The sequence below is a fragment of the Rickettsiales bacterium genome, from assembly GCA_033762595.1.
Lineage (GTDB): Bacteria > Pseudomonadota > Alphaproteobacteria > Rickettsiales > UBA8987 > JANPLD01.
Genome location: JANRLM010000049.1, coordinates 1 through 18184, shown reverse-complemented (window position 1 = coordinate 18184; position 18184 = coordinate 1). Strand labels below are relative to the sequence as shown.

General features: G+C 34.0%; 19 protein-coding genes. 14 read left to right on the top strand and 5 right to left on the bottom strand.

Annotated features, from left to right (window positions below):
* Window positions 1–2: 2 nt before the first annotated feature.
* Window positions 3–842, top strand: a complete 840-nt coding sequence (locus SFT90_03750) for an aminotransferase class IV (GenBank protein MDX1949600.1) — start codon at window positions 3–5, stop codon at window positions 840–842.
* Here the strand turns inward: SFT90_03750 and SFT90_03745 are convergent.
* Both SFT90_03745 and ruvX read right to left on the bottom strand, forming a co-directional pair.
* Window positions 837–2033 carry a methyltransferase domain-containing protein gene (locus tag SFT90_03745; protein MDX1949599.1) on the bottom strand — a complete coding sequence of 399 codons (1197 nt, stop codon included), beginning with the start codon at window positions 2031–2033 and terminating at the stop codon, window positions 837–839. The genes SFT90_03750 and SFT90_03745 overlap by 6 nt on opposite strands.
* Before the next feature lie 3 nt (window positions 2034–2036).
* On the bottom strand, window positions 2037–2534 hold the full coding sequence (gene ruvX / locus SFT90_03740; protein ID MDX1949598.1) for a Holliday junction resolvase RuvX: 498 nt from the start codon (window positions 2532–2534) through the stop codon (window positions 2037–2039).
* Between the two features lie 51 nt (window positions 2535–2585).
* Here ruvX and rpoN point away from each other — a divergent pair, with 51 nt between their 5' ends.
* The gene (gene rpoN / locus SFT90_03735) at window positions 2586–4097 is read left to right on the top strand and encodes an RNA polymerase factor sigma-54 (GenBank protein ID MDX1949597.1); all 1512 of its coding nucleotides are present in this window, start codon (window positions 2586–2588) and stop codon (window positions 4095–4097) included.
* On the opposite strand, the gene SFT90_03730 is transcribed toward rpoN, so the two are convergent.
* Window positions 4083–5240 carry a glycosyltransferase family 4 protein gene (locus tag SFT90_03730; GenBank protein MDX1949596.1) on the bottom strand — a complete coding sequence of 386 codons (1158 nt, stop codon included), beginning with the start codon at window positions 5238–5240 and terminating at the stop codon, window positions 4083–4085. The genes rpoN and SFT90_03730 overlap by 15 nt on opposite strands.
* Window positions 5241–5281: 41 nt before the next feature.
* On the opposite strand from SFT90_03730, the gene SFT90_03725 reads away from it, so the two are divergent.
* From SFT90_03725 to recN, 7 genes are all read left to right on the top strand, one after another.
* Complete coding sequence (locus tag SFT90_03725) at window positions 5282–6157, top strand: hypothetical protein (protein MDX1949595.1); 876 nt, start codon at window positions 5282–5284, stop codon at window positions 6155–6157.
* Window positions 6154–6897 (top strand): uroporphyrinogen-III C-methyltransferase, encoded by a 744-nt coding sequence (cobA, locus tag SFT90_03720; GenBank protein MDX1949594.1) that lies wholly within the window; start codon window positions 6154–6156, stop codon window positions 6895–6897. The genes SFT90_03725 and cobA overlap by 4 nt, the downstream gene beginning before the upstream one ends.
* 85 nt (window positions 6898–6982) lie before the next feature.
* Complete coding sequence (locus SFT90_03715; protein ID MDX1949593.1) at window positions 6983–7726, top strand: hypothetical protein; 744 nt, start codon at window positions 6983–6985, stop codon at window positions 7724–7726.
* Between the two features lie 8 nt (window positions 7727–7734).
* The gene (locus SFT90_03710; GenBank protein MDX1949592.1) at window positions 7735–8508 is read left to right on the top strand and encodes a glycosyltransferase family 2 protein; all 774 of its coding nucleotides are present in this window, start codon (window positions 7735–7737) and stop codon (window positions 8506–8508) included.
* An 81-nt stretch (window positions 8509–8589) separates the two neighbouring features.
* Complete coding sequence (gene rpsT, locus SFT90_03705; protein ID MDX1949591.1) at window positions 8590–8859, top strand: 30S ribosomal protein S20; 270 nt, start codon at window positions 8590–8592, stop codon at window positions 8857–8859.
* A 70-nt stretch (window positions 8860–8929) separates the two neighbouring features.
* Entirely contained in the window at window positions 8930–9772 is an 843-nt protein-coding gene (locus SFT90_03700) for a hypothetical protein (GenBank protein ID MDX1949590.1), read from the top strand.
* Window positions 9773–11416 carry a DNA repair protein RecN gene (gene recN / locus SFT90_03695; protein MDX1949589.1) on the top strand — a complete coding sequence of 548 codons (1644 nt, stop codon included), beginning with the start codon at window positions 9773–9775 and terminating at the stop codon, window positions 11414–11416.
* Here the strand turns inward: recN and prfA are convergent, their stop codons facing one another.
* Window positions 11417–12481 carry a peptide chain release factor 1 gene (gene prfA, locus SFT90_03690; GenBank protein MDX1949588.1) on the bottom strand — a complete coding sequence of 355 codons (1065 nt, stop codon included), beginning with the start codon at window positions 12479–12481 and terminating at the stop codon, window positions 11417–11419.
* Window positions 12482–12814: 333 nt separating this feature from the next.
* On the bottom strand, window positions 12815–13843 hold the full coding sequence (gene recA / locus SFT90_03685; GenBank protein MDX1949587.1) for a recombinase RecA: 1029 nt from the start codon (window positions 13841–13843) through the stop codon (window positions 12815–12817).
* 174 nt (window positions 13844–14017) lie between these two features.
* On the opposite strand from recA, the gene SFT90_03680 reads away from it, so the two are divergent.
* The 5 genes from SFT90_03680 to SFT90_03660 all read left to right on the top strand — a co-directional run bounded on the left by SFT90_03680 (window position 14018) and on the right by SFT90_03660 (window position 18030).
* The gene (locus SFT90_03680) at window positions 14018–14533 is read left to right on the top strand and encodes an HK97 family phage prohead protease (GenBank protein MDX1949586.1); all 516 of its coding nucleotides are present in this window, start codon (window positions 14018–14020) and stop codon (window positions 14531–14533) included.
* A 159-nt stretch (window positions 14534–14692) separates the two neighbouring features.
* The gene (locus SFT90_03675; protein ID MDX1949585.1) at window positions 14693–15889 is read left to right on the top strand and encodes a phage major capsid protein; all 1197 of its coding nucleotides are present in this window, start codon (window positions 14693–14695) and stop codon (window positions 15887–15889) included.
* A 135-nt stretch (window positions 15890–16024) separates the two neighbouring features.
* Complete coding sequence (locus SFT90_03670; protein MDX1949584.1) at window positions 16025–16582, top strand: phage head-tail connector protein; 558 nt, start codon at window positions 16025–16027, stop codon at window positions 16580–16582.
* 11 nt (window positions 16583–16593) lie between these two features.
* On the top strand, window positions 16594–17199 hold the full coding sequence (locus SFT90_03665; protein ID MDX1949583.1) for a DUF2460 domain-containing protein: 606 nt from the start codon (window positions 16594–16596) through the stop codon (window positions 17197–17199).
* A gap of 3 nt (window positions 17200–17202) precedes the next feature.
* Entirely contained in the window at window positions 17203–18030 is an 828-nt protein-coding gene (locus SFT90_03660) for a DUF2163 domain-containing protein (GenBank protein MDX1949582.1), read from the top strand.
* Window positions 18031–18184 lie beyond the last annotated feature (154 nt).

Below are 18184 nucleotides of genomic sequence, written 5' to 3'. Positions count from 1 at the left end.
ATATGCCCCTTAAGATATTGATAAATAATGAGATATTAGACGCAGAAAATGCCAAAATTTCTGTGCGAGATAGGGGTTTTCGCTTTGGTGATGGCGTGTTTGAAACAATTCCGTTTTACAATAAAATCTGCTATCATTTTGATTATCACATGGAAAGGCTGAAGGAGGGGATTAATTCTATAGGTATTTATTATTCATTTCTTGAACTTAAAAGCCAGGTTGAAAACCTTATAAATCTTAATCAAATTCAAGATGGTTTTGTTAGAATTATAATTACAAGAGGTGAGGGAAGCCGAGGCTATATGCCTACTTACGAAACTGAGCCTTCACTTGTAATTGAGATTGTTGAACGCCCTAAAATGGAGCGCCAAAGTGCGAAATTGAAAATATCAAAATATCGCAAAATTCCATCTGAATGTCTGCCTAGTAACCAAAAATTGATGAATGGTCTAAGCTATAGCTTAGTTAAAGAAAATGCCAGAAAAGAAGGTTTTTTTGATGGTTTAATGCTTTCAATAGATGATAAAATTTGTGAGTGTGGGGCTGCAAATATCTTCTGGTTTAAGGGCAATAAATTATACACACCAAGCCTTAAAAGCCCCTGTGTAGCAGGCGTAACAAGAAGAATTATTCTTGAACTCTCGCCTTTTGAAGTAATTGAAGGTGATTTTAATTATTTAAGTTTATCAGGTGCTGATGAAGTTTTTATTACAAATGTTACGCTTGGGGTTTATCCGGTTGAAATAATTGAACCAAGCCTTTTCAAAAATGGCAAAGGATACAAAAAAACCAATGAATTAAATGAGATTTATCTTTCGGATATTAAATCTAAAACTTTATAATTTCCTTAACTTTGCGATGTAAAAACCATCAAAGCCTTTATCTTGTGGAAGGATTTTTTTATCCGAAATAAATTCAAATTTATCTTTATTATTCTCTAAAAATTTTTCAATTTGCAATTGATTTTCAGAAGGCAAAATTGAGCAAGTTGAATAAATTAAATAACCATTTTTCTTAAGAACCGAATGATAATTTTGTAAAATTTCTTGCTGAGTTTTTTCTAATTCCGCAATTCTTTCTGAAGTTAATTTCCATTTACTATCAGGGTTTCTTTTCAAAACACCAAGCCCACTGCAAGGCACATCAAGAAGTAAAATATCGGCTGAATTTTCAAGCCTTTTGATAGTTTTTGTGCCTTCAATAAGTTTCATTTCTATGTTGCAAGCCCCTGCCCTTCTGGCTCTTAATTTTAGTTGCGTTAGCTTTCTTTCATCAACATCTAAGGCAATAATTTTACCCTTATTTTTCATCAAACTTGCAAGATGCAAAGTTTTACCACCAGCCCCAGCACAAGCATCAACAACCCTTAAATTTGGCTTAAAATCTATGGATTTAGCCACTTGCTGCGAGGAATAATCCTGCACTTCAAAATAGCCTAATTTAAAAGAATTAGTTTTGAAAAGATTTACCCTTTCTGGAATTAATATTGCATCATCTTCAATAATTTTTGCTTTAATATTTTCTTTAGATAATTCATTTATTAAATCTGCAGGTGAAATTTTTAGAGTATTAGCCCTAATTACAAGCGGTGCGGTTTTGCTTAATTCTATCGCTGTTTCCGGCCAAATACCCCCAAGATTTTTTTCACAAAATTTATACAACCAATCAGGAAATGAAGTTGAAACCGCAGGGTTTTTGGAGAGCTTCACAATTCTACTATTAACAAAATCCACATCAATTTTTTGATATTCTGGGATATCTACAAACTGATTTTTGCTAATATAAATATGCGTTAAAACCAGTAACTGCCAAGCTTTGCGATTGTTTGGAATTTTCTCATAAATTTCATAAAGCAAACGAAAATTTCTAACAATATCGTAAAAATTTTCAGCAACAAAAGCCCTATCACGAGAGCCAAATTGCTTATTTTGTTTGAATTTTCTTTCAATAACTTTGTCAGCGTAAAAACCGCCTTCAAAAACATCTTCAAGGCAATCTATAATCGCTTCAATTAAATTTTTATGGAATTTCATAAATTAAAAAAAATCTAAAAATCTTTGTAAAATTTCTGCTGCAGCTAGTTTATCAATAAATTTTTTCTTCATTCCCTCAGTTAGATTCAGTTCTTGCAAGCGATTATGAGAAATCTGAGTTGAAAATCTCTCATCTTGGAAATAAATATTCAGTTTAGTAGGCAAAATATTATTTGGAAGCATTATTATTTTTTCTTGATAAAATTTATCAAGATTTCTGCCAAATTGCATTATTGATTGCTGCTTTTTTGAAGTTGAGCCATCAGCGTTATAAGGCAAGCCAATTACCACTAAAATAATTTCATTTTCAATAATTAATTTGAAGATTTCTTCCGCTAAAACAGAAAATTTTTTATTATCTAAAACCTTCAAGGGGCTTGCAATTAGCCAAGTTGCATCAGATTTAGCAACGCCGACTTTCTTCTCGCCGAGATCTAAGGCAAGAACTGCCTTGCGAGAATTTTTCAATTCTCCCGCTGAAATTTTATCTAAAATTGGCATTAAAATTTATGCTTACTTGATTTTCATTCAAAAAATCTTACAATTATAATTATGGCTAGTCAAATGCAATCACTTGTTCTAAAGCAAGCCCAACAGCTTGTTTTAACCCCACAAATGCAACAATCTTTGAAGATTTTGCAATTATCTTCGCTTGAACTTGATGAGTTTATTGAAACCGAACTTGAGCAAAACCCTTTGCTTGAAAAAGAAAATGATGAGATAGTTGAAAATGAAGCTAACCTTGACGAAAACAAGAATGAAGAGTTTGAAGAAACTCAAGAAAAAGACTCCTATGAAAATCTAAGCGAGGAAAACTTCAAGGAAGATAGCGGGCTTGATAACGAAGTCCAAAGCCAAGATAATGATGATTTCAGCGTTGAAGATTATGGCGATATTTCCCAAATTGAAGCTGGCAATTATAATAATGACTCTGATACAACTTCAATAATTGAAAAAAACTTCTCTGAAGAAAAAACTCTAAAAGATCACCTTCTAGAGCAAATTAATTTAGATTTTTTTGATCCAGCGAAAAGAATTATCTCTGCATATCTTGTTGAAATGCTTGATGGAAAAGGCTATTTAAGCGGCGAAAATTTAGAGGAAGAAATTTCCTCGCTTGCAAATAAATTAAATTGTGAAATCTGTGAAATTGAAAATCTTATCTTAGAATTGCAAAAACTTGACCCAATCGGCGTGTTCGCAAGAAGCCTTGAGGAGTGCTTAAAAATCCAGCTTAAAGAGCTTGATAGGCTTGATCCAGCTATGGAAATTCTGCTTGGTAATTTACCACTTTTAGCAAAAGGGGAAATTCAAAAACTTAAAAAATTATGCAAAGTTGATGATGAAGATTTGAAATTAATGATTGCAGAAATTAAAGCTCTAAATCCTCGTCCAGCTAGCAATTTTGCGGAAGTCAACGCCGAAACAAAAATCCCTGATTTATATTTGATTAAAAAATCTGGTAAATGGAGCGTTGAACTTAATTATGATATTATCCCAAAACTCAAAGTTAAAAAAGATTTTTTTAGAAAATCTAAAGATAAAATCATCAATGAAAATGATAAGCAATTCCTAAATAAAAATATTAATTCCGCTAATTTTTTATTAAGAGCATTAAGCCAAAGATATGATTCAATCTTGAGGGTTAGTGCTGAAATTGCTGAATTCCAAACTGAGTTTTTTGATAAAGGAATTAATTTCCTAAAACCGCTAACAATGCGACAAGTAGCAGAAAAACTTGAGCTTCATGAAACTACAATAGGCAGAGTTGTTGCAAATAAATATATAGCAACGCCAAGGGGCGTTCTGGAGTTAAGATATTTTTTCACTAACTCACTTAGCTCAAATTTTACTGAAAATGATATTTCAACTGAGAGTGTAAAGAATTTAATCAAAGAAATTATTGAAGCAGAAAAAGATATTTTATCTGATGATGATATTGCAAAAATCTTGAATGAAAAGGGTATTGATGTTGCAAGAAGAACAATCGCAAAATATCGTGAGGCTATGAATATCCCTACCTCTGCAGAGCGTAAAAGAAGCCGAAAATTAATGGCTGTTTGAGATTATCCCCCTATATAAATCAAAGTTTTTCTCACACATTTGCTTTAGGGAAAATTTGCGATGGATTCTTTCAATCGTGTTTTTTGAAAATTCTTCTGCGAAGTTTTTATCAGTAAAAATTACTAACACTTCATCAATTTTATTGGCAAGAATTTCTGGGTTTTCAATCGGCACTAAATAGCCGGTTTTGCCTTCCTTAATAATTTCAAGTGAACCGCCAATATCTGTTGCAATTACTGGCTTACCAAACGCGCCAGCTTCCGCTGTTACACGCCCAAATGTCTCAGCTTCCCTAGAGGTATTAAGAGCAACATCACAGGCTTTATAGTAAAGCGGAAGATTATCTGATGAACCGGCGAAAATCACCTTATTTTCAAGAGAATTCTCAACAACAATTCGCTTGAGATTTTCATAATATTTTTGTGAAGAAGATTTCACATCACCCACTAAAACCAAAACTGCATCTGAATTAACTTTTTTCATCGCTTTTATTGCGATATCCTGCCCTTTCCAATGAGTAACTCTGCCAACTAGCAAAATAATTTTTTGATTTGTAATGCCAAGTTTATCTTTCAAATGAGCAATTTCATCAGCTAAAATTTTTTCTGGATTAAAAAAATCTAAATCAACGCCACGATGAATTGTAATAATTTTTTCCTCAGAAACATTATAGAATGTGAGAATATGATTCTTCACAAAGTGAGAAACTGCGATAATTTTATCGCCATAAACCATTACGGAATTATAAAATTTCTTGAAAATATTTTGAAATTTATAAAAGCCGTGAAAAGTTGTTATGTAGGGAACTCCAACGATTTTTGAGGCAATAAATGCACTCCAAGCGGGTGCACGAGATCTTGCGTGAATCACGCCAACATTATTTTCTTTGCAGACATTTGCTAATCTAAAGGCGTTAAGAATAATTTTAATCGGATTCTTAGTTTTCAAATTTAATTTGTGATGTTTTATGTTTTTTTGACGGAGTTTATCAACAAATTTTCCGCCAGAGGAGGCGACCTGAATTTCATACTCAAAGCCAGTTTTAACCGCAAAACTGCATATATCATAAACACCACGTTCAACCCCACCATCATTTAAGGCTGGAAGCACTTGCAAAATAGTTTTTTTAGAATTTTGATTCAAAATAAATATATTTATTGTGATTTTATTTATATAATAAACCTATGAAATTATATTTTACAACTTTTATATTCATTCTAACATTTTTTTGCCTTGAGGTAAATGCTCAAGAGTTAAAAATATGTGCCAAAGGAGTTGAAAGATGCAAACCTCTCAAAAATTATGGCGAAAAATATAGCAGATGTATGCGAATAATTTGCTTCCAAGATGATGCAAAAAATTTGCCCAAAAACAAAAAAGAAACTATCTCAACCACCCCAGAAATCAATGAAGAGGAAGCTAAATTAGAAATTATAAAAATATGCGATAATGGCAAAAAAAGATGTGAAGTTTTGAAAAATGAAACCGAATTTTATTGGGATTGCATGAATGAAACCTGTAGAGATCCTGAGCTTTCAAAAACAAACCCCTCTTGCGTGGAAGGCCATCTTGCTTGCAAGCCAGAGCTTGACGAATATCAGGCGTGCGTAAAATTAAATTGCGGTGATGCAAAAGAATGTGAGAAAAGTAAGAAATTTTGCAATGATGGCTTGAAAAGATATTGGCGTTGTGTTTATAGAATTTGCCTTGCGCCAGTTGATTATTTTAGGAAAAGGCCAATTAAGAAAAATATGGCGGTTGTGATTCAAGATAAAAAAACTGGCAAAGCTAAAAAACTCAAAATAAAAACAAGGAAACCATCTCTTTCAGGTGCATCTATTGGCAAGCTAAACCCACCAAAAGGCATTGATGCAGAGGAATGGGTAAGGGATATTCCAACAGAATTTTTAATAACTGGTAACCCATCAAAATATATGAAATGCTTGAATCCAGAGGCGGTAATGGAATGCAGAACAAGAGATGTTCGCTCCTGCGGTTGCTCAGATGGCAAAGCCGCAATTATGATAAATGGAATTCCAAAACCTTATAAAGTAAAATGAAAAAGCATAAAGTCTACATTATTGGTGCGGGGGCTGGAAGTAAGGATTATCTTACTCTCAAAGCCTTTGAAATTCTTACTTCTTACCCCGATGTTGTGATTTATGACAGGTTGATTTCTGAAGATGTTATCAATTTAATTCCGCCAAATGTTGAGAAAATCTTTGCAGGTAAAGAGCCAAAATTTCACCATATGAAGCAAGGTGAAATTAATAATGAAATTATTAATCAAGTTAATTTAGGGAAAAAAGTTATTCGCTTGAAAGGGGGAGATCCCTTCATTTTCGGCCGTGGAGGCGAGGAAATTCTGGAACTCAAAAATGCCAATATTGAGTTTGAAGTTATCGCTGGAATTTCCGCCGCAAATCTCTCTGCATCTCGCTTTAATATCCCCCTTACTTTTAGAGAAATTTCAGATGGTGTAATATATTTAAGTGGCCATTCTTATGATGATAATCCACCCAAAATTGATTATGCATACCTTGCAAAAGCTAGCGTTACAATAGTTTTATATATGTCAGTTGGGAATATTAAAATTATTGCAGAAAATTTTATGCAAGCTGGAATGGATAAAAATAAAAATGTCGCTGCAGTTCAATCAGCAAGCCTAAAGGAAGAAAAAATAATTTACGGAAACATCTCAAATATTGCTCAAAAAATTATAGAATCTAACATCTCAAACCCTGCAATTATCATAATAGGTGATGTTGTAAAAATATCTGAAAATCTTAATAACATCTAGTAATATATTGATTTTAAGCGTTTTTTATGGATAGTTTTAATGGAAACTATTAGCTTGAAGAATTGTATAAATCTTAAAAAAATAAATGACAGATAAGTTATATCTATTGATGAATGCACCTGCGGATTTGCTATCAACACCGCTTGCACATTCATTTGGCGTATGCGAAAGGCACAGCCACGGAATGTGGGAAGAACCCCTGAATGTAGTTAGTAGCCTCTGTTTTTTCATCGCTGGCTTCTTAAATTTTCATTATTATTTTTATAATCCAGAAATTTCACAAAAAAGAATTTTAGATATTCATATTCTAACAATTCTAACCTTCTGCATCGGTGTTGCAAGCACGCTATTTCACATGATGCCTAACTATTACACTGAACTTCTAGATATATTATTTATTGTGATTTTTATAAATGTCTTCTTTTTTAGTGTGATGATTAGGCTTGTCGGCTTGAATTGGTTTCAAATAACTATCTGTTACCTCGCCTTTATAGGCTCTACACATATTATGATAAGCCACTTTCCGAACGCACTTAATGATTCCGTTGCCTATCTTTCCTCAATGGGTACGCTAGTTTTTGTAGCAATTTATCTCAACTCAAAAAGGCGGGCTTCCGCAAGGCAATTCCTGCTTGCTTCAATTGTTGGAATATGTTCTTTATTCTTCCGTATAATTGATAAGGGCGTTTGCTCAGTTCTTCCAACTGGCTCGCATTTCTTGTGGCATGTTTGTAATTCTTTGCTAGTATTTATTTTGCTAAGGCAACTTATTAGAAGTGTTAATAGAAGAGCTAGAATGCTCAGAATGGCGAGTGAATACGGCTTATAAAATGAATTATGAAACTTCCGCTTTCGGTTACAATTATTACTAAAAATGAGGAAGAACGCCTGCCCTATACCCTTAAATCAGTGCAAAATATCGCTGATGAGATAATCTTGGTTGATAGTGGTAGCACTGATAAAACCCTTCAAATCGCTAAAGAATTTAACTGCAAAATATTTCATAAAGATTGGAATGGTTACGGCGAGCAGAAAATTTTTGCGGAAGAGCAAACTAAAAATAACTGGATATTAAACCTTGATGCTGATGAGGAATTAAGCGAATCTCTAAGAGAAAACATCATTAAATTATTTCAGAATTCTAAAATTGAGGAATTTCCTGCCTATAAAATGTTCTGGCAGATGCTTTTTCTGGGGCAAGAAAAGCCACCCATTTTTGCAGTCGGCAGCAATTTTGTTCGGCTTTATAATAAGGAAAAAGCTGGCTTTAGTGCAAGCAAAGTTCACGATTCAGTTCTACTTAAAACCCCCTCAGAAAAATTAGGAATTTTGCAAGGATATGTATATCATAGATGTTTCAAATCTATGAAGCACTGGGCGGAAAAAATCAACTCCTACAGCACTTTACAAGCTGAAGATTGGGTTAAATCTGGCAGAAAACCTCCAACTCTCGCAAGAATGATTTTTGAACCAATTTTTGCTTTCCTAAAATCCTATTTCCTTAGAAGATACTTCATTTACGGCGTTGATGGCTATTTTGCCAGCATAATCTACGCCTACGCAAAAATGTTAAGACTCGCTAAAGTGCGGGAATTATTCAAAAATATTTGAGTTAGTTGTCTAAACCAAATAATCCTTGACATATAGCTAAAAAAGGCATAGATGAAACCCTCAAAACATTAAAATTTAAGTATGGCAACTCATAAATCCGCAGAAAAGGCAGCTCGCCAAGCTGAGAAAAGAAGGTTAAGAAATAACGCTACTGAAAGCAAGATTAAAACTATTATCAAATCTGCTCGTCAGGCGATTTCCTCTGGTGATGCTAACACTTCAAAAGAAGCTGTTAAAAAAGCTCAAAGCACTCTTGCAAAAGGTGTTTCTAAGGGGCTAATTAAGAAAAATACTGCTTCAAGAATTACAAAAAGGCTTGCTTCTGCATTAAAAAAAGCTTCTGGTAAATAATTTTTCTAATATTTTTAGTAGAATATTTTATTTTGGTTAATAATATTTGTTATTAACTTATACTAAATAATTGTCTTTTATTGCCTACATAAAATTGCTGATTTTATCTCTTGTGCAAGATTCTATAATCTTTAAGCCAAACCTTAGCGATGTAGGTAAAATAAAACATCCGCTTGAATATCACCTGCCTGAAACAAACAATATAAGCCTTGAAACCGAAGATTTTGAAAGAATAAATCTCTGGGTTAAGCAACCTGAAAATGAAGATGGCATTGTTTTTGTTGTTTTTCACGGCAATACTGGGCATTTAGGGAATGTTGGAACGCCCTCAAAAGATGATATTTTTGAGCCTGAATATCGGGTGAATTTACTTAAAGAAATTATTAAAACTGGTAATGGCTTTGTGGCGGTTTCACTTAGGGGTTATGGCGCTTCCTCTGGTAAGCCCTCTGAGGCTGGCTTTGAAAAAGATGTTAAAGCAATTGCCAAATTTTTAGAGAATGAAAACTATCCAAACTTAATTATCCTCTCTGAATCGCTTGGCAATAATACTGCACTAAAACTGAATGAGGCACTTAATTATAAAAATGTTCAGAAAATCGCTTTAATCGCCAGTTTTACTGACCTTTTTGATAAAAGCACTGATTTATATCCAGAATTTGCAGAATTTGATTTATCAAAAATTCTTCGTCATAAATTTGATAATAAAAAAATTTTACAAGAGACAAAATATCAAGGGAAAATCTTACTTTTTCACCCTATTGATGATGAAACAACACCTTTCAAACATTCTGAAAAATTATTTGAAATAGCAAAAGAAAAAGGGCTTGATGTTTATCTTTATCCGCTTAAAAATTGTGGTCATATCACTTGGAATCCTCAAGAAATAATAGATATAATTTTAGAAAAATAAATGCTCACTGCATTACAGATAAATAACTTGACTCTGATAAAATCTATCTCGCTAGATTTCTCCAATTCTTTGAACATTATTACTGGTGAAACTGGCTCTGGCAAATCAGTTCTGCTGGATTGCATATCCTTCACACTCGGCACGAAAAACAATAGAATTATAACTTCAGATGATAAAGGTTTTATAAGTTTAAGCTTTGATATTTCTGAAAATGAAAAGGTTAAAAACCTTCTAAAAGAGGCTGAGATTGAGCCTGAAAACGATATTATAATTCGCAGAAATATCGGAAACAAATCACAAATTTTTATAAATGAAACCCCCGTTTCTCAAAATTTTGTGAGAAATATTGCAGAATTTTTGGTGGAATCTTATCGCCAGAATGATTTTACAGGCTTGCTAAATAGCAAAAATCACATTGAAATTTTAGATAATTATTCAAATTTGAATTCAAAAAAAAGTAATTTAGAAAATATTTTTAGAGAAATAAAACAAGTAAAAAAAGAAATTGAAACCCTTGAAAAATCAGCAGAAGAAAGAGAAAAAGAAAGAGATTTCTTAAAGCACGCCATTAAGGAAATTGAGAATTTTTCTCCAGAAAATAATGAAGAAGAACAACTTGTTGAAAAAAGGAAATTTCTATCAAATAAAAAGAAAATTTTGGAGATTTTAAGTAGTGCAAATAATCAGCTGGAAGAATTAAATATCGCAAAAAATTTGTTACAAATCCAAAAATCTATTACAAAATTATCTGGTTTAGTTGCTGATGAAAAAATTAATTTAATCAATGAAACCCTTGAAAACTCTATAGTTCAAACTGATAGAGCTGCAATTTTAATCTCTGAAATTAATGATGAAATTTCTGGCCAAGAAAATAATTTAGATGAAATTGAAGAAAGATTATTTTCCCTTCGTGAGCTTGCAAGAAAATATAATGTTTTATGTGATGAACTGCCAAATTTGATTGATATTTATAGCGAAAATTTAGCAAATTTAGAAAACTCAAATAATAATTTATCAGAGCTTAAAAATCGTGAAAAAGACTTATTAGAAAAATATTTTAGCCTAGCGGAAGAAATTTCTGAGAAAAGAAAATCTTCTGCTAATAAGCTTGAAACCCTAGTAAATCAGGAGTTTCCAGTGCTTAATATGAAGGGAGCAAAATTTCTTGTTGATATTACTTCTGAAAAAGAAAAAATTTCAGCAGAAGGAATTGATAATATAATTTTTAAGGTTGCAACTAACCCCGGGCAAACACCGCAAGAGCTTGGGAAGGTGGCTTCAGGTGGCGAAATTTCTCGGGTGATGCTTGCATTAAAAATTGCTTTATCTGGAATAAAATCTTCCGCTTGCCTAATTTTTGATGAAATTGATACTGGAATTGGTGGTGCAACCGCTGATTTAATGGGGGATAGAATTAAAAAACTTAGTGAAAATCAGCAGGTTTTATGCATTACGCATCAGCCCCAAATTGCTGGAAAAGCAAGTAATCATATTTTTGTTTTCAAAAAAACTTCTACAAATAAAACTGAGATTTCTGCTAAAATTCTTGATAAAAAAGAAACCACTGAGGAAATCGCAAGAATGATTTCCGGCGTTGATATTACTAAAGAAGCCCGTGCGGTTGCGGTTAAGTTGAAGAAATAATCACCCAATTTCTGAGAGTTTTGCCTCTTGCTCAGATAGCATCAAGGCGTTCACAATGTCATCAATATCACCTTCATCAATAATCTTTTCAATATTGAAAATGCTTAAATTTACCCTGTGATCCGTAACCCTATCTTGTGGAAAATTATAAGTGCGGATTTTTTCACTTCTATCACCGCTACCAACTTGGGTTTTTCTTGAAGAAGCACGCTCTTCATCAAGTTTTTGGCGTTGGATTTCATATAATTTTGACTTAAGCAATTTCATTGCTTGTGCTTTATTTTTATGCTGAGATTTTTCAGTTTGTTGTGCAACCGCAATGCCTGTTGGAAGGTGCGTTACACGCACTGCTGATTCAGTTTTATTAACGTGCTGGCCACCCGCCCCTTGTGCACGAAAAACATCAATTCGTAAGTCTTTATCATCAATTTGAATATCAACATCTTCAGCTTCAGGAAGCACCGCAACGGTTGCAGCTGACGTGTGAATTCTGCCTTGTGTTTCAGTTTTTGGAACTCTTTGCACCCTGTGAACGCCAGATTCAAACTTGAGTTTAGCAAAAACCCCTGCACCCGTAACGCTACAAATAATTTCTTTATAACCACCCATATCGCTATCAGATGCGTCCATAATTTCAAATCTCCAGCCTTGCTTTTGGGCATAGCGCATATACATATTCAACAAATCACCTGCGAAGATTGCGGCTTCATCACCGCCAGTTCCAGCCCTTATTTCAAGAATTGCGTTTTTTTCATCTGCAACATCTTTTGGAAGCAATGCAATTTTGACTTCTTTTTCTAAATTTGGCAGGATTTCTTTTGCGTTTTGCAATTCTTCTTGTGCGAGATCTTTCAGCTCTTCATCTTTGAGCATTTCCTCAAGGGCCGGAATGGAATTTACCAAATTCAAATATTTTTCAATAAGAGAAACACTCTGCGACATTGCAGAAAATTCTTTAGATAAACTCGCGTAATCTTTGCTGGATAAGGCTTCAGGGTTGAGTAATTTTTCGCCAACTTCCTTATGCTTATTAACTATAATTTCTAACTTACTTTCAAACGACATATCAAATTAATTTAATTCAGGGTAAAATGAAATTATTAAAAGAGTGTTAGTATCTATAGATTTTAATAAATTTCTGCTGTATTTTCACCTAAGTGTCACCCCGCATTTATTGCGGGGTTAACCATAAAACAAGCTCAAAACTAATGCTTAGAAGCACTTTTAACCATTAACCCCGCAACTTGTGCGGGGTGACAATTAGCGGTTAAGTGGTTAAAATCTATGGATAGTGAAAACTCCCATTAATAATTTAATTTAATTTTAGTCTTCACCCTTACCCCCTCCCGAGGGAGAGGGGGAATTTTATAAAACATAACTAAGGTAAAACTAGATAGATTATGCTGAGGCTTTTTCAAGCTCTTTATCTTCATCATTGCTGGTATTGAAAGAAAGATTTGAAGCACGAACTTTTTTCTCAATTTCTTCGGCAAGTTTTGGATTATCTTTCAAGAATTGCTTAGCATTTTCTTTACCTTGCCCAATTCTTGTGCCACCATAAGCGAACCAAGAGCCAGCTTTTTCAATGATTTCAGTAGCAACACCCATATCAATAATTTCACCCAAGCGAGAAATTCCTTCACCATAAATAATTTCAAAATCAGCTTGTTTGAATGGAGGGGCAACTTTATTTTTTACCACTTTCGCACGAGTTTGGCTTCCGATAACATTTTCTTTATCTTTAATTGTGCCAGTTTTTCTGATATCAATACGCACAGAAGCATAGAATTTCAGAGCATTTCCGCCAGTTGTAGTTTCAGGATTTCCAAACATCACGCCGATTTTTTGACGAATTTGGTTAATGAAAATCACCGTGCAGTTTGTTTTTGAAATTGAACCAGTAAGTTTGCGAAGAGCTTGACTCATAAGCCTTGCTTGCGCACCCATTTGGGCATCACCCATATCACCTTCAATCTCAGATTTTGGAACAAGTGCCGCAACTGAATCAACCACTATAACATCAACCGCACCTGAACGAACAAGTGTGTCGCAGATTTCAAGAGCTTGCTCGCCTGTATCTGGCTGAGAAATTATTAAATCATTGATATTTACACCAAGTTTTTCAGCGTAAACTGGGTCAAGTGCGTGTTCTGCATCAATAAACGCACAGATTCCCTTTTTCTTTTGAGCTTCCGCTACGATGTGAAGTGTGAGAGTGGTTTTGCCTGAGCTTTCAGGCCCATAAATTTCAATCACTCTACCACGAGGGATACCGCCAATTCCAAGCGCCATATCTAGCCCCAAAGAGCCAGTAGAAATTGATTCCACGCTTACTGCTTCCTTGTCGCCGAGCTTCATTATTGAGCCTTTGCCGAATGATTTTTCAATTTGACTAAGTGCAGTTTCAAGAGCTTTTTTCTTATCCATAAATATTCCTTTTCTGAGAGTTTGTTTCTAAGTTTCTACCATCTTTTTATAACACTTCCAAGAAAAATAAAAAAAATCTTCACCTCCCCCCTTCCATAGAAAATTTTATCGTTCCACAATCATTTTGCAGGGCAGAAAATAATTTCTTCAATGCGAAACAAAATATCTTATACGATGAAAAATTTTTCTAAAGATTACACACTTGAAATTAAATCAATCAGCAAACTTGGCGTATTTACTGGTTATGCAAGTGTTTATAACATCATTGATAATCACGATGATGTAATTCTACCTTTCGCTTTTTCAGATTCTTTAATGCGTGAAAATAACATCAAGCTACTCTGGCAGCATAGAGCTGATGAGCCAATCGGCATCATCACGCATATTGAAGAAGATGAGATGGGTTTGTTCGTTGAAGGCAAACTTCTTTTAGAAGTTGAAAGGGCAAGAGAGGCTTACGCTCTTTTGAAATCCGGCGTTTTACGAGGTTTAAGCATCGGTTTTAGAGTTACAGATTTTGAAATTAATGAAAGCAATATAAGGCTTATTAAAAGTGCAGATCTCTTTGAAATCAGCCTTGTAACATTTCCTGCGAATGAATCCGCAAAAATTACTTCCGTAAAATCTAATGAAGAAGAATTAGAATTGCTTGCTTTGCTTAACAAGGCAATCCGCGTTTTGCGGGGGTAGAAACCTTAGTTAGTATCAGTTGTTAGTAATAGTGAAATGAATAAAAAATCACTGCTACTGATACTTATACTAAATACTAATTTTAGCACTCACCCCTGCCCTCTCCCAGAGGTAGAGGGAGAATAAAAACTAAAAACTAACAACTAACAACTAAAATATATGAATACAATAAATAGAAAAGTTGATGATCTCGGCCATGCATGGGAAGAGTTCAAAAAAATTAACGATAGAAGACTCAATGAAATTGAAAGAAAAGGGAGTGCAGATAGCCTTACAAATGATCATCTTTCAAAAATTAGCAATGTGATTGATAATTTCAAATCTCGTTTAGATGGCGTTGAAACCATAATAAACAGGCCATCTTTAGGCGGTGAATATAAATCAGATGTTACTTCTCGTGAAGCAAATGAGCATAAATCTGCCTTTATAAATTATATTCGCAAAGGCGTTGAAGGTGAGCTTGCTTACCTTGAGAAAAAGGCACTTTCTGTGGGCACTGACGCTGATGGCGGATATTTAGTTACGCCACAAATGAGTTCAATTTTAGCTCGCACTATTTTTGAAACCTCACCGATGAGAAAAATCGCATCTGTAACGCAAATTTCTTCTGATGCGTTAGAAATTATTGAAGATAATACTTCAGCAGGTGCAGATTGGGCAGCTAGTGAAACTGCTGAAGTTGATGATTCTACCACGCCAGAAATAGGTAAAATTTCTATTGAAGTTCACGAATTAGTTGCACAGCCAAAAGCAACGCAAAAACTAATCGATGATTCTTCTATTGATATTGAGCAATGGTTGACAGAAAAGCTTGCAGATGTTTTCTCTCGTAAGGAAAATAGTGCATTTATTACTGGTAACGGAACTGCAAAACCTACTGGAATTTTATCTTATGCAGCAGGCACAGGGGCTTCACAAATTCAGCAAATTAATTCTGGCACTGCTGGCGTTATAACCCCAGATTCCCTAATTAATTTATATTACGCTCTAAAAGATGAATATGCGATTAATTCAACTTTTTTGATGAATCGTTCAGCCGTTCAAGCGGTGAGACTTCTTAAAGAATCAACTACAAATCAATATCTATGGCAACCAGGTTTAAGCCTTGGCGTGCCTGATACTTTACTTGGCGTTCCTGTGATGCAGGCTTCTGATATGCCTGTTCCGGCGGCAAATTCGCTTTCAGTTGCGGTGGGGGATTTCAAGCGTGCATATCAAATCGTTGATAGGTTCGGCGTTAGAATTCTGCGTGATCCATACACAGAAAAACCTTTCGTGAAATTTTATACAACTAAACGCGTTGGCGGTGAAGTTGTGAATTTTGAAGCAATCAAAATTTTGAAACTCGCAGCTTAGCAAAAATTCCCTCCCCTGCTTGCGGGGGAGGGTTAGGGTGGGGGCAAATTAGCAAAGCCCCCCTCTGGGTCTATCGCCCCATCTCCCCCCGTAAACAGGGGGAGAAAAAGTAGTAACCCCCAAAACCTAAATTATATGTTTTCCTTTTTCAAAAAAAATAAAAATCCTGAATTAGTGAAGCTTGAAGAGCCAACCATAGAGCCGCTTACAATAGATGAAGTAAAAAGATTTGTTCGTATTACTGGCGATTATGAAAATAACACAATTCAAGATTTGATTAAATCAGCGAGGCAAGATGCGGAAAGATATATGAAATCTTCCATCTTGAAGCAAAAATGGCGGTTATCCTTCAAATATTATGTTGATAATGAAATTGAAATGCCGATGGGCCCCGTTATTTCCATTGATGAAATAAATATAATTGGCAAAGATGGCTCAGAAAGCCTTTTTAACTCAAGTTTTTATCAACTTTCACCAGCAAAATATTTTCTATTTTTTGATAAAATTCCAAGCGGAAGATTTATCACGATAGATTATTTTACAGGCTTTGGGGAAACTTTGCAGAGCGTTCCAGCACAGATAAAAACCGCACTTCTTAACCAAGTTGCGTATCTTTATGAGAATCGCAATAAAGTGGATTTGAACCCTGCTTCTCGTGAAGTTTTCAACCTTTATCGTAGAGTTTTAATTTAATTGGGGGCGTTATGGTTTCATTTCACAATATAAGGTTTCCTGCAGATATTTCAGCAAAAGCCACCAGCAAAATTGAATTTCAAACTGAAGTAATCTCCTTTCTAAAAGGCAATGAAAAAAGAAATTCTTTACAGCAAATTCCTATCAGAAAATTTGAAATTAATTTCAAAGATATTTCAAATTTGCAAGCTGAAAAGGTGCAATGGTTTTTTATCGCAAGGCAAGGCAAAGCCTATAGTTTTCGTTTCAAGGATTGGCAGGATTTTGAGGCGATTGATCAACAAATTGGCATAGGAGACGGCGAAAAAACACAATTCCAACTTATAAAAAATTATGGCGATGAACAAAATTACATTACTAGAAAAATTACAAAAATTTTTCAAAACTCTGAAAAAATTTATTTGGACGGGGTTCTCCAATCATCTGGATATAATATATCAAATGATGCTGGCTTGGTTAGTTTTACACATCCTCCTGCAGTTAGTGTTCAGATAAAAGCAAGTTTTCAATTTGATAATTGCGTTAGATTTGAAAATGATTTTTTGGAATTTTCTCAAGAAACTTTCGGGAAAGGATCGCTTCAAAAAATTGGTTTTATTGAAGTTTTAGAGGGGTGATTTATGAAAAATATTTCAGAAAATATGAGAAATCATTTAGCTAGCGATCTCACAACGCTCGCTAAATTTATCAAAATTTCAAAGGGGGATTTTTTCTTGGGGCTTACAAATCTGCAAGAAAAATTTACCTTTGAAACGCTTGAATATCAACCCTTGATTGACACGGAAAATTTTAATTTCGCTTCAAATAATTCTATAAAAAACAAAGAAGATTTTTTGGGAAGTTTTGAAAGTGATTTAATCACTGAAAACATTATAAAATCTGGTTTTTTTGATGATACAGATATTGAAATATTTTTGCTTAATTATAAAAATACTTCTGATGGAAAAGTAATTCTTAAGAAGGGTTTTATCTCAAAAATTATCTTTGATAATAATAAATATATTTTTGAAATTTCTTCATATGCTAAGCATCTTGAAAACATCATCACGCAAAATTATTCACCAAATTGTAGGGCTAGATTTTGCGATGCAAAATGCAAATTAAATCGTGAAGATTTTTCCTTTAATGGCTCTGTAACCCAAGAAATCTCAAATATTTCATTCAAAGATGATTCTTTAACTCAAGGAAGCGGATATTTTAATTTTGGTCTGGTGGAATTTACCAGCGGTGCAAATCAGGGAATCATTAGAGAAATAGCTGAATATTCAGAGCAAATTATAAAATTAAAAACCCCTCTGCCGTTTAATATTGAAGTGGGCGATGATTATAAAATCTCTGCTGGGTGCGATAAAAAATTTTCAACCTGTGTTAGCAAATTCAATAATGCAGTCAATTTTAGAGGCGAGCCTCACATTCCAGGAATTAATAAAATTTTTGCAAATATATAAAATTATGACTTCAAAAAATGAAATATTATCAAAAGCTAGGGAATATCTTGGCGTGAAATTTTTACATCAAGGCAGAAGTAAAAAATATGGCGTTGATTGTATTGGCTTAGTTTTCTGCGCCTTTCAAGAACTTGGAATAAAAATCAATAATAAA

Excerpts from the sequence above, each read along its gene's own strand:
- SFT90_03750 (MDX1949600.1), top strand. The coding sequence starts at position 3 with ATGCCCCTTAAGATATTGATAAATAATGAGATATTAGACGCAGAAAAT.
- SFT90_03745 (MDX1949599.1), bottom strand. The coding sequence starts at position 2,033 with ATGAAATTCCATAAAAATTTAATTGAAGCGATTATAGATTGCCTTGAA.
- ruvX (MDX1949598.1), bottom strand. The coding sequence starts at position 2,534 with ATGCCAATTTTAGATAAAATTTCAGCGGGAGAATTGAAAAATTCTCGC.
- rpoN (MDX1949597.1), top strand. The coding sequence starts at position 2,586 with ATGGCTAGTCAAATGCAATCACTTGTTCTAAAGCAAGCCCAACAGCTT.
- SFT90_03725 (MDX1949595.1), top strand. The coding sequence starts at position 5,282 with ATGAAATTATATTTTACAACTTTTATATTCATTCTAACATTTTTTTGC.
- cobA (MDX1949594.1), top strand. The coding sequence starts at position 6,154 with ATGAAAAAGCATAAAGTCTACATTATTGGTGCGGGGGCTGGAAGTAAG.
- SFT90_03715 (MDX1949593.1), top strand. The coding sequence starts at position 6,983 with ATGACAGATAAGTTATATCTATTGATGAATGCACCTGCGGATTTGCTA.
- SFT90_03710 (MDX1949592.1), top strand. The coding sequence starts at position 7,735 with ATGAAACTTCCGCTTTCGGTTACAATTATTACTAAAAATGAGGAAGAA.
- rpsT (MDX1949591.1), top strand. The coding sequence starts at position 8,590 with ATGGCAACTCATAAATCCGCAGAAAAGGCAGCTCGCCAAGCTGAGAAA.
- recN (MDX1949589.1), top strand. The coding sequence starts at position 9,773 with ATGCTCACTGCATTACAGATAAATAACTTGACTCTGATAAAATCTATC.
- prfA (MDX1949588.1), bottom strand. The coding sequence starts at position 12,481 with ATGTCGTTTGAAAGTAAGTTAGAAATTATAGTTAATAAGCATAAGGAA.
- recA (MDX1949587.1), bottom strand. The coding sequence starts at position 13,843 with ATGGATAAGAAAAAAGCTCTTGAAACTGCACTTAGTCAAATTGAAAAA.
- SFT90_03680 (MDX1949586.1), top strand. The coding sequence starts at position 14,018 with ATGAAAAATTTTTCTAAAGATTACACACTTGAAATTAAATCAATCAGC.
- SFT90_03675 (MDX1949585.1), top strand. The coding sequence starts at position 14,693 with ATGAATACAATAAATAGAAAAGTTGATGATCTCGGCCATGCATGGGAA.
- SFT90_03670 (MDX1949584.1), top strand. The coding sequence starts at position 16,025 with ATGTTTTCCTTTTTCAAAAAAAATAAAAATCCTGAATTAGTGAAGCTT.
- SFT90_03665 (MDX1949583.1), top strand. The coding sequence starts at position 16,594 with ATGGTTTCATTTCACAATATAAGGTTTCCTGCAGATATTTCAGCAAAA.
- SFT90_03660 (MDX1949582.1), top strand. The coding sequence starts at position 17,203 with ATGAAAAATATTTCAGAAAATATGAGAAATCATTTAGCTAGCGATCTC.